Here is an 11767-nt window from a genome sequence, read left to right as displayed (position 1 = left end):
TTTGTTTTAGAATAAACCGTTCTCAATTTAAAACAAGTATTTTTCATAAATCGATAGAAAGAATGGTAAATACCAAACCCATATATCAAAAAGAAATAAAACAGATAGTAAGTGTATAACTCAATTATTTTTATTAATATTCTCAACTGATACAACATCAAATAAAATTAGTTCTGAAAATGCCTTTTTAAAACTATTAATTTCGTTTTTTGAAATGTATGTATCAATATCATCACCGAAATTTTCATTAGAGAAACCTGATACTTTCAATACATTTGAGTACTCAAGTTGCTCATTTTTTATCTTTTTTTCTAACCTTGTCTTTAATTCCTGAGAAAAATTAATGCTCTTAAGTTCTTTTAAACCTTTTGTGTAAGAATCCAAAATTCTAGGATAATAAGTATTTTGTTCTTTGTCTTTAGCATGAAAATCTCCTTCAAGTTCGTAACTTTCTGCTCTATCTATTTTACATTGATTATTATCTATAGCCTTGATAAATTTCAAACAATCTATTAATAATCTTGCTGAATTATACTTATTTTGTCCAAGTTTTAGTTTTATTTTATTCGTTATTACAACTTGGAAATCATCTATTATTTTCTCTGAATTAATTGAATATATTTCTCGTATTAATTGAGATTGCTGAAATGAACTGTTACAAATGATAAATTCATTTTTAGAATATTCATATATACCTTTTAATTGATCTTCAAAAACACCTTTAGCTTTTCTAACAAGATTTAAGGCTCTTATTAGATAACTATAATTTTTTGTTTCTTCATAGACATCTTTATATAAAACAAAAGCTTCCTTTATATTATCCTTTTTATTTTCAGAAACTTTATTAAACAAGTAATCTTTCCATTTTGCGGAAATTTCTTTATTCGCGGATAAATATAGGAATTGAGAATCTTCAATTAAATTAAGATATCCATCTAATTCACAATTAGAAGATATTTCATTTGGTTGAATTTTAGATAAACTTATTAATGCATTTAATTCTTTAGAATTATTAAATTGTTTCTTAAGAGAAAGTAAATGTAAGTACAAGTTAGTTTCATAAAACCCATCCTTAACTTCTAATAAAATTTCTTTCATACTAAATAATTTTAGAAATTAAACATTTTTGTAACTACAACATCCCATTATACTTCCTGACAAACCATTCCGTAGTCAATACAGCAGCAATTAAAATCAACAGCCAAACCCAATCAATTAAAGGAGTTTTGGTCGAAATGTTTTTTTCAATTGATTTGTATTCCTTATTTTCTAAAAGCGTCTGAATCAAATTATCACTCTGGTTTTCGAAAAAGGCTTTTCCATTGGTCTGTAATGCCAGTTGTTTCAGTTTTTGAACATCAGGATTTACAAATTGTTTTTCGATATCAAAATCCAAAATCTCAAAATGACTTGAATACGAAGTATTTGAATTTAATTCTTTTACTGTAAAACTATATTTTCCGGCAGCCAGACCGTCTAGGTTTGCCGAGAAAGAGTTATTTCCTTTAAGCAAATCGTAATTTTTGCTTTGCTTGGTTTTGGCATTTGTAACTGAGATTGTTAATCTGGCTTTTTCGTCAAATTCATAGTTTTTATTGAAGTATTGCGCGTTGATCACAATCGCTTCTCCCGAATTATAAAAACTTTCGTGCGTTACCACCAATGATTTTCTGGAAGCCGAGGAAGCCAGAAACTGAATTATTTTATCTGTAAAAACATCATACTTTTCAAACGACTGATTGTCAATATGACTTTGCAAACGCCATTTCCAGCTGTTTTCCCCTAAGAGAAAAGCGGTTCGTCTGCCCTGATTTTCGGCGAAAGCCAATAAAGGCGCATTGGTAGAAACGTTTCTGATTTTAGACGAAAGCAAAACCGATACATTTCCGTTAACTGTGATATTTCCGAAGAGATTTTGAAGCGGAGGAAAATTTTCAAAACCAATATTTTCAATGGCAAACAAATTAAACTGCGACTGAAATTCGCTTAAATAATCTTCTCTTTGATTACTCATTTTAAAAACCAGATTATTCTGTTTTTGGTTTAGAAAATTAAAGTCGGTGTTGTTTCCGGTAATGATGAAAGTATTCGTTCCGGCCAGTTTATTATTATCAAAAATAGGTTTAAAAGCACTATTTGGCTGATACAAAACCAAAACCGAAACATCGTTTAATTTGTCGATTTCATTCGGTTTTGCCAGAATCACTTTACGCTGTGCGTTCGTTTCAATCGATCGTTTTAAAGCTCCAATATCCGGATGATTTATAGTCGATACGATTGCAATAGTTGACTTTTGATCGATTACTTCAACGGCAAAATTCTTGATGTTATTGTAGCTGTTTTTCTCTTTTACATTAGAAGAAACATTTGCCCTGAAAATTTGCAGCCCAACTTTATCAGCAGGCAACAATATATTTAGAGAAGCTGTTTTTTTTGAAGGAGAAAAAGAGACTTTCTCTCGGGCTAAGACTGAATTTCCCTGCGAAATCGTAAAATCAGCGTTAACCGCTTTAGTGCCGGCATATTGCAGAAACACCTCAACCGGAAATTTATTTTTATGAAAAGCGTATTTGTTTACGTTTAACTGATTGATTTTTAAATCAAAAAAAGTGGTTGTATCTCCAACAACCAAAGGATAAACTTTATTGGCAGGATCAAAACGATATACATAATCGTTTCCTGTAGTCTGATTTCCATCGGTGATAATAACTGTTGGGAAAATCAGGTTTTTATTGATGCTTTTTAGATTCTTTGCAACCTGATCAAGATTGGTCTGCTTTCCTTTAAAATCAAACTTGTCCGAAGGCTTAAAATCGTCATCAAATTGATAGGTCTGAATTTCAAATTTTTCCTTAAGTGCTGCGTTAGAAATTAGTTTCTGATATAATTCGGCAACTTTTTTATCAGATTTTAAAGCCGTTATAGAACTTGAATTGTCAACCGCAATTGCCAAAGGCGTTTTGGTAACTTCGAGTGAATTTTTCGTCATCACAGGATTAATCAGTAAAACCAATAACCCGAAAATGATTAAAAAACGCAAAAAAGCCAAAAACACATTCACATTCGAATGGTTTTTGGCTTTATAAAAATATTGAAAATACGACAATCCACCAGCTATTACTAAAGAAAGTAGTAATAATAGAATCGTGTTTGTAGTCATATTATTTTATTTTATAGTTGTTAGTTTATAGTTTTTGGCTGTGAACAATAAACAACAAACCATAAAACTATTCACATATTAAGTAAGCATTCCTCCGCAAACATTAAGCACTTGTCCGGTAACATAAGCACTCAAATCTGATGCTAAGTAAAGACACGCATTAGCAACATCTTCAGTAGTTCCGCCACGTTTCAACGGAATTCCGTCTCTCCATCCTTTTACTACATCTTCAGGTAATTTTGCCGTCATTTCAGTTTCGATGAATCCCGGAGCGATTGCGTTACAACGAATATTACGTGAACCCAGCTCTAAAGCTACTGATTTTGTAAAACCTATTGCACCCGCTTTTGAAGCTGCATAGTTGGTTTGTCCCGCATTTCCTGAAACCCCAACCACAGAACTAATATTGACGATAGAACCTGCACGTTGTTTTAAGAAAGTTTTCTGAATTGCTTTTGTCATATTAAAAACCGATTTCAAATTGACATCGATTACCTGATCAAAATCAGCTTCAGACATACGCATCAACAGGTTATCTTTTGTAATACCGGCATTGTTAATCAAAATATCAACTGTTCCAAAATCTGCTAAAACAGCATCTACAAAAGTCTGTGCTTCATTAAAATCCGCTGCATTGGACTGGTATCCTTTTGCTTTAATTCCCAAACCGTTCAATTCTGCTTCAAGAGCCTGAGCTGATTCTACAGATGAACTGTATGTAAAGGCCACATTGGCACCATGCTTAGCAAAAACTTCGGCAATTCCTTTACCAATTCCACGGCTCGCGCCTGTAATGATGGCTACTTTTCCTTCTAGTAATTTCATATTAAGGTATTCGTTTTTATTTTTTGAAGTACAAATATAGATTATTTGGGCGTTTTATAAAATTTGTAATACATAAATTGATTTGAAATCTCTTCTGTAAAATAAAAAACAGTTACAATAATGCCGCTGTAACTGTTTAATAATCTTTCGTAAATCGTGTTTTTTTAGGAAATTTATCATTCTATTAAAATAAAAGCGGCTCGATGAGCCGCTCAATATTAATAAAAATATAAACTATTAAAATCTATAATTAGTCAATCTAAACGGGGTTGCTGCACTTGCATAAGTATAAATTACATTGGTATAGAAAATCGTAAAATTCTCTTTTTTAAGATATAATCCTTTCGGATTTGTTATTTCATCATCTAAAATTTTCAAAAATGCCCTTGCTGCAGGAGTTCCAATCCAACCATCATCAGTTAAAATAATGGTTTTATTTACAGGGTCTTCAGTTGTTGTAAAAAAATGATAAATAGTTGCTTTTCCTCCATTAAATGTATAAGCAATATAATTACCATTCAACGGATCGTTGAAAGCTATCTGAACTCTCGCAAGTTTTTGATTAGCAGCCAGAGTAGCATTCACTTTATCTAAAATTGATTTAGCATATGGCGAGTTTGTAGCAGCTGTAGCTAAGTTGGCAGCTATATAGCCTATTGTAATTTGAGGACCACCCTCTAAGAATATTTTATAATCATCTGTTAATCTTGGTGGTGCATTTGTAAATTTAATAGATGCAGAGACTCCGTTTGTTCCTGTAGCTACAAAAGTCTTATCAACTGAATTATAAGTAAAATCTGTTAAACTCTGATTTCCAACAACTACAGCAGGTTTTACAGTTATTCCTGTAGGAGTGTAAGCAATAGCTGCTTTAAGTGTTTCTGAATTTTCTGCTTCTAATGGAATAGCTGATCCAAATCTCGTTACAGAATTGAAATTAAACTCGTATTTTTTTACTGAACCTCCATTAGTAGTTTCAAGTATTCTAAACAACGGACTATTAATATCTCCCGTCATATTAGCATTAATGACAGTATTTTTCTTTAAATCAGTCCAATCCTGAGCGGTTGCTTTTACGAAACGAACTTCTTTAACAGTCCTATTTGTTCTAAAAACAATATCACCATTTTCTTGTCCATAATATAAAAACTGGAAATCGCCTAAGAAGCCTTTACCTGCAGCAAGAGGCGAATTATTCGAATCTGATAATAAATGAATTTTGTTTTTTGTCGTAAAAACCAGACTTACTGTACTACCTAACTGAATTTCATACTGGCTATTATAAATTTCTGTATCAGAATCAAAATCAGAAGCCATGTCTACTTTTCCATTTGGTAAAAATTTAAATAAGTGTGTAAATCCACCTAATTGACTATCGTCAGTATAATATACAGCTTTCCATCCATTTTCAGAAGACAGTAATAAATTACTTAGTTCGCTTCTTTGTTTATTTAAACGTTCAGTTGGTGTTTCCTCAAATTTTTGTTCAGCCTCTGTACTGACACAACTATTTAGTTGCAAAGTCAGGACAAGAAGCATAAAATACTTAAATATATTTTTAGTTTTCATAATTCCTTTGTTTAAGTTTTTAATTATTTAAAACATCAGTAGTGTTTTTCTGAGCTTCGTCTCTTAAAGCATAAAAATCGATATTAAAAGCATCCCTGTAATACTGAACAACCAGAGCTTCTTTTTTCTTAAGAGCAGTAACTGCTGCGGGCACGGTGATACTTGCATATAAAGCGTCGTATTCTGCTTTTGACATGAGTAAAATTATTGCAGCAGTTTCTGCAAAATCCTCTGTATAATTTGATCTTGCATAAGCACTAATAAATCCAAGCCTTTGAGCTGCAGCATCAGTAATACCAAACGGATTTGAAGTATAATCATTAGGTGTGATTTTTGCCCAGGCTTCTACATCAAAAGTTTTAGTCTGATTTAAAATATGTACGTATTCATGCTGAATAGTGTGTACAAATTGCGTAACACTTGCACGATTTTTTTTATCAACATAATCTACCTGAAATAAAGATATTCTCTTTCCTCCTTCGGCTAATCCTAAGGTATTAGAAACATTATCCGGGTTAACATTGACACCACCTACCAAAACAAAATCTCTTGGTGCAATAATTTTAACAAAATCTTTTCCTGCAATAGCACTATAACTATCTATCCATATCTTTTTGATTATTTCAAGTGCAGGTTGTACTTTATTAATCGCTGGTGGGTATAAAAATCTATTTTGTTCTACTACATTTTGGTTCCACTTATATTGGACACTAATATTATAAGGATTTATATAATTTTGATCTATCCATGTATCTAAATCTGTTTTTACAGGCTGAGTAAAATCTAATGAACTTTGAGTTGGCTGATCTTCGTGAGAACATGATATTACTGACATAATCCCAGCTGCCAATACTATTTTTATATATTTTTCAATTAATTTCATAATAGTTTAAATTAAATTTATCTCGGATTTTTTTCTATACCATTGTTAGATGCATTTAGTGGTATTTGCACAGCACGACGCTTATCATCTTTAACCAGAATGTTTTTTTTGCTTATTTGTCCCTGAGCGTTATAAGTATCATGTTCTACTACGAGATTAAATCTTTTGATATCAAACCATCTTTGTCCTTCATGCAAAAACTCTCTTCTTCTTGCTTCAGTAATTGCTTTAATAAAAGAAGCCTGTTCCGTAGTTAGGGAATAAAAAGGAGTATATTCATTATCAACAACAGGATACTTTGCATATATTTTAGCTTTTGTCAACACATCAGTAGATGAATAACCATCTGTTCTTGTTCCTAAAAAATATTCTAATTCTGCGGTGGCAATATCTAATTGATTGGTCATAACATGAGCTTCAATACGATTTAAAAACATTTCATCATTAGAAAAAAGTACAACTCCTGTATAAGGAAGACCAATCTGTGCTGTTAAATTTGTATATTTAAAATATTCATCAAATTTATAAACTGCTACATTAGCTCCACTCGCTCCTTGTATTACAATATCGATTAACCAATCCTTATTAAATATATTGGTTTCGCTTCCAAGTATTTCATCTCTTTCTTTTGCTCTGGTAAAAGCAAATCTGTTCAAATTAGTTGCCCTGCCGCAAATTGAACTTGGAAAACCAACTAATAAATTCGTAACCTGCGTATTTTTTGCATATTCGATAGGTTTATTAGGAAAATCATAGCTATTATAAGCTGCCCAGTCTCTTAATTTACCAACAGGTTTGTTTCCTAACCCATCTGTATATTCAAGGACTTTTTCCCAATCTCCTTTTATAGTGTAAAAACGTGCAGCAAATGCTTTAGCCGCTTCTTTATTAAAGTGATATTTTAAATACTCTGTCCTGTAATCATTTGTAACATACTTTAAGCCTTCTTTTATGTCGGATTCTACTAAATCAAAAACCTCTTTTACCGAATTACGCTTGTAATTTTTAATCAAGACCTCCTCAGGTTCTCTCACATACGGAATACCGAGATCAGTAGCAGCAGTAGCAGGATTATAACGATTAGACCATATAGAAACCAACATAAAATGAGCATAAGCCCTCGCTAATAAAGCTTCTCCTTTTTGAGGATTAAGATCAGCGGTGTCTCCCAATTCTTTTATAGCCGCTAATGCCTTATTAGCTGTAGCAATTGCTTTATATGCAGCATTCCAGTAAAATCCCTGAGTATCCCTGCTTGTTTGATCATCTTGCAATTCCCAGTTAAAACTTTGCTCATTATTTATATTTACAAGTGAGGTTTTATTATCAGATACATTATCGGTCATACTTTCCGTAATAGAAATATAAGAACCATCCGGGTAAGCATCTGCCAATAATTCTGATATTTTTTCAGGAGTATCAATTTGCAATCTATTATCTGGTACTTCTGAAAGAAAATCGTCGCAACTACTAATACAAATAAGCATCAATAGAGATAAGGCTATTTTTATATTTTTCATAATCAATTATATTAAAATGAAAGGTTTATGGTAAAAGTATATTGTGATGTAATTGGAAAAGCCACACCTCCAGTATTACGAAATTCAGGATCCTGACCGTTAAGTCTTTTATCTGAATAAATTAACAATGGGTTCACTGCTGATCCTTTTAATGAAAATATACTTAGTCCTAATTTTTTCTTTAGATCTGAAGGGAACTCCCAGCTAAGTGATACATTTTTTAATCTTACGAAATCACCATCTGCAATTCTAACATCCGAGTAATTATAGGTATTATATGCTTTTGCTAACGTACGTTCACCCCCATTGTTTTCTATTAGCCTTTTATCAGCAATCACAGGAACATTCGTAATGTTTTCGTCACCAGGATTTATCCAACGATTTGTAAAATCTTTTGTAAACACTGTCAAATCATCATAAACACTATCATATACAGGATTTAAACGAACTTTATTTCCTCCTGAACCAACAATAAATACATATAATGACCAATTTTTATAAGTAAAAGTATTAGCTAAACCAATTGATTTATTTGGCTCAATAGAACCTTCATATTTAAGATATTTCGTAACATCTTTAGTATCCTGAAAATCAGCATCAGTCATATTATTATCAGCCCCTTCCTGCAATTTGAAAGTTGGTAATCCCTGATTATTTAATCCTGTAAATTCATATGAATAAATTGAATTTCTTGGACTGCCTAATGCATTTCCGCCATTTCCGTTCACCAGGCTAAAAGCTGATGGCTTATTTTGCAACTTCGTAATTTTTTGGTCGTAAACTGAGAAATTAAGTGTTGTAGACCATTTAAAATCTTTACTTACAATATTTTGAGTTGTAAAACCTACCTCTAGTCCTTTAGTCTCCATATCTGCATTATTCCCTTGTTTGATACTTTGCCCTCCAACACCTGAAGTTGTTACAAAATCAACCAAATCAAAAGCTTTACGGCTATAAACATCTGTTACAAATTGTACTCTATTATTAAACATTCCTAAATCTAGACCAATATTGGTTTCAAATTGTTTCTCCCACGTTAAATCGCCATTTTGTAATTCGTCAATCGATATTGCAGACTCTCTGTTTTGCAAGAAAAGACGATTCGTGATAAAACTTTTATAGATTGCCAATGAATTTGTTGCTGGCCCTGCAGTTGCTGTAAGTCCGTAGGAAGCTCTTAATGCTAAATTGTTTATGTTTTTTGAAGTTTTCATGAAGTTTTCTTCAGTAACATTCCATTTCCCACTAAGTGTATAAGTTGGCAACCATCTGTTTGAGCCGCTATTCCCTTGTCTGTTAGAACCATCATAACGACCTGTAAGTGATGCTGTATAACGTCGATCGTAAGTATAGCCTACTTTACCAAAAAAACCAACAGTTCTTTCTCTTTCGGCATCAAATCCATAATAGGAGTCTCCGTCATTTACAATTTTTTCAATAAATCTTGGATCAATAAAAGGTGTAAGACCTCTGTCAAATTGAAGTCCTGCTGCAGTAAAATTGTCACTACTTCTATCTACTGATCTAAGTTCTGTTCCCAAAAAACCCTCTAATTCGTGCTTCTCGTTTAATGTATTTCTATAATTAACACTATTTCTAATGTTATATGATGTCATTTCATTCGTGAATTTTCTTAAAAATCCACCATTTGGAAGTACAGATATTTTTGGCGCTGTTAAATTATCAGGATCTTTAAATAAAAAGATATTAGCTTCCTGAACAATAGAATTTTCACCTTCCGGGCTTAAAGCTGTACCTGCTTTGTAAGCTGCTGCTACATTTGAACCCTCATAAACTTTATGCTCTCTCGATGTACTTGCATAACGCGAAGAACCAGTTAGATTATAAGTTAAATTTTTATTTATTTTATATTCTAAATCCAACTGAAAACGGATGTCATTTACTTTAATATCCAGAGTGTTGTTATTAAGCTCATTGATAATATTCATAGGAGCCCAGTTATTTCTGTAATACTCTAAATTTCCGTTATCATCATAAGGCCTTAATGTTCTGCTGGTGTTTAAAACATACTTAAACGGATTGATATCAAACTCTCTGTTTACACTTCCGTATACGGGATCTGATTTGCTCTCGTAACTACCAGGAGCTGTTTGATTACGTACAGATCCCATTGTAGATATAGTCACATTTAATCTATCATTCACAAAAAAGGTTCCTTTAATATTAGAAGTTAACTGCTTTACGTTATCAGCAATTGTCCATCCCGGATCACTATAATATCCAAGAGATGCATAGAATGTATTATTTTTTCCACCACCTGAAAAGCTTAAAGAATGATTTTGTGTAATGGAAGGCCTAAACAATACGCTAAACCAGTCTGTATTGCCTAATTCATATTTTTTTAAAAACTGATTACGGCTAACCAGATCATTTCTAACACCAAACTCCCCATTTGTGTTGTTGTAAGTATCAATTTGTTTGGCCAAAATATTATATACACCTCCAAATCTTCCGTTAAGAGATGATGCTATTTCTAAAAACCCCTTACCATCCCCACCGTATCCTTCTAATTCTTTTAAAATACTCATTGATTCCTGAGAATTTAAAATATCATATTGAGAATAATTTGGTACAGTTCTCACGGTATTTTCAACAGAATAACTCACTTTTAGTGGTGAGTCCCTGCGTCCTTGTTTTGTTGTTACAACTACAACTCCATTTAACGATCTTGAACCATAAATAGAAGTTGCCGAAGCATCTTTAAGTATTTCAATGCTTTGAATATCATTAGAATTTAAACCGGCTACAGAAGAACTTAATAAAGTTTCAGAATTTCCTGATGCTAAATCAGCAAAAGAAATATTAATAATATCTTCCTGCACAACACCATCAATTACCCATAATGGTTTAGTATCTCCAAAAATAGAAGATGATCCACGAACTGTAATTTTAGGAGCTGTACCAAATGTTCCGGTAACATTTTGTACAGTTACACCCGCAGCCTTGCCCTCAATCATTCTGCTCACATCCACTACTCCGTCAACTTTTAGTTCAGCAGATGAGATTTTACTAATTGCTCCTGTAAAAGTCCTTTTGGAAGTTTTTTCATATCCAGTTGTAACAATAACTTCTTTTAAGTTCTGTCCTGCTTCATTTAAAACAATAGTGGGAGAAGTATTTTCTATTCCAATTTCTTTGGTTTCAAAACCTACATAAGAAATTACTAACTGATTGCTATTAGCAGGCATTTCAATAGAAAAATTTCCGTCAAAATCAGTCAGTACAGCTATTTTAGTACCTTTTGCAAGTATAGTGGCTCCCGGCAGAGGGCTACCATTTACATCTGTAACTTTTCCTTTTATAATAGGGCCAGCTGATAATATTTCAAATAAAGATGTATGTGATTCATCTGTAGAAAAACCATCTGATTTTGCGTTTTTTTGCAAAATAATCTGATTGCTTATTTCTGCATAAGTAATATTGAATGGTTTCAAAATTCTGTTAAGAATACTTTCCAGAGTTTCCTGATTTGCCTCTATACTAATTTTTTGATTTAACTGAGGCAATCTTGAATTATATGAAAATTTCACATGTGCAGACTTTTCAAGTTTAGACAACGTATTATCCAAACTTAAATTCTCAACTGCAATAGTAACTTTCGTATCTAATTTTCTTTGTCCACTTACACTGTTTGCCATGGTGACACTTGAAAATACAAGTGCTAAGACGAACTGAAATAGCGTTATTTTCATGATTCGATGGAGTAATCGTTGTTTCACAACTGGTTTTTTCATAATTTTGGTTTGTTTTGATTAATACTATTCACGTGTATTTTTAGAACGCAATAAA

At 32.3% G+C, this 11767-nt stretch carries 7 protein-coding genes and 1 pseudogene; 1 reads left to right on the top strand and 7 read right to left on the bottom strand.

From position 1 onward, the window contains the following. Nucleotides 1–119: pseudogene (locus K8B81_RS20055) on the top strand (IS1595 family transposase); the annotation flags it as partial. A gap of 1 nt (nucleotide 120) precedes the next feature. Here the strand turns inward: K8B81_RS20055 and K8B81_RS20050 are convergent. The 7 genes from K8B81_RS20050 to K8B81_RS20020 form a co-directional block, all read right to left on the bottom strand. After that, nucleotides 121–1098: a hypothetical protein gene (locus K8B81_RS20050; protein WP_223683317.1), complete on the bottom strand. Its 978-nt coding sequence runs from the start codon at nucleotides 1096–1098 to the stop codon at nucleotides 121–123. Nucleotides 1099–1132: 34 nt separating this feature from the next. Further along, a complete protein-coding gene (locus K8B81_RS20045; protein ID WP_223683316.1) occupies nucleotides 1133–3160 on the bottom strand; it encodes a hypothetical protein in 2028 nt (675 codons plus the stop codon). Between the two features lie 78 nt (nucleotides 3161–3238). Beyond that, a complete protein-coding gene (fabG, locus tag K8B81_RS20040; protein ID WP_025571225.1) occupies nucleotides 3239–3985 on the bottom strand; it encodes a 3-oxoacyl-[acyl-carrier-protein] reductase in 747 nt (248 codons plus the stop codon). A 237-nt stretch (nucleotides 3986–4222) separates the two neighbouring features. Next, nucleotides 4223–5554 carry a DUF4302 domain-containing protein gene (locus K8B81_RS20035; protein ID WP_223683315.1) on the bottom strand — a complete coding sequence of 444 codons (1332 nt, stop codon included), beginning with the start codon at nucleotides 5552–5554 and terminating at the stop codon, nucleotides 4223–4225. A 19-nt stretch (nucleotides 5555–5573) separates the two neighbouring features. Further along, nucleotides 5574–6437, bottom strand: coding sequence for a substrate import-associated zinc metallohydrolase lipoprotein (locus tag K8B81_RS20030; RefSeq protein ID WP_223683314.1), 864 nt, complete (start codon nucleotides 6435–6437; stop codon nucleotides 5574–5576). Nucleotides 6438–6454: 17 nt separating this feature from the next. Continuing rightward, the gene (locus K8B81_RS20025) at nucleotides 6455–7957 is read right to left on the bottom strand and encodes a RagB/SusD family nutrient uptake outer membrane protein (protein ID WP_223683313.1); all 1503 of its coding nucleotides are present in this window, start codon (nucleotides 7955–7957) and stop codon (nucleotides 6455–6457) included. Between the two features lie 11 nt (nucleotides 7958–7968). After that, complete coding sequence (locus tag K8B81_RS20020) at nucleotides 7969–11712, bottom strand: SusC/RagA family TonB-linked outer membrane protein (RefSeq protein ID WP_223683312.1); 3744 nt, start codon at nucleotides 11710–11712, stop codon at nucleotides 7969–7971. Nucleotides 11713–11767: the final 55 nt, after the last annotated feature.

The organism is Flavobacterium hibisci (genome assembly GCF_020026925.1).
Classification (GTDB): domain Bacteria; phylum Bacteroidota; class Bacteroidia; order Flavobacteriales; family Flavobacteriaceae; genus Flavobacterium; species Flavobacterium hibisci.
Note: the sequence above shows the minus strand (reverse complement) of the source record. Positions and strands in the feature narration are given on the sequence as shown.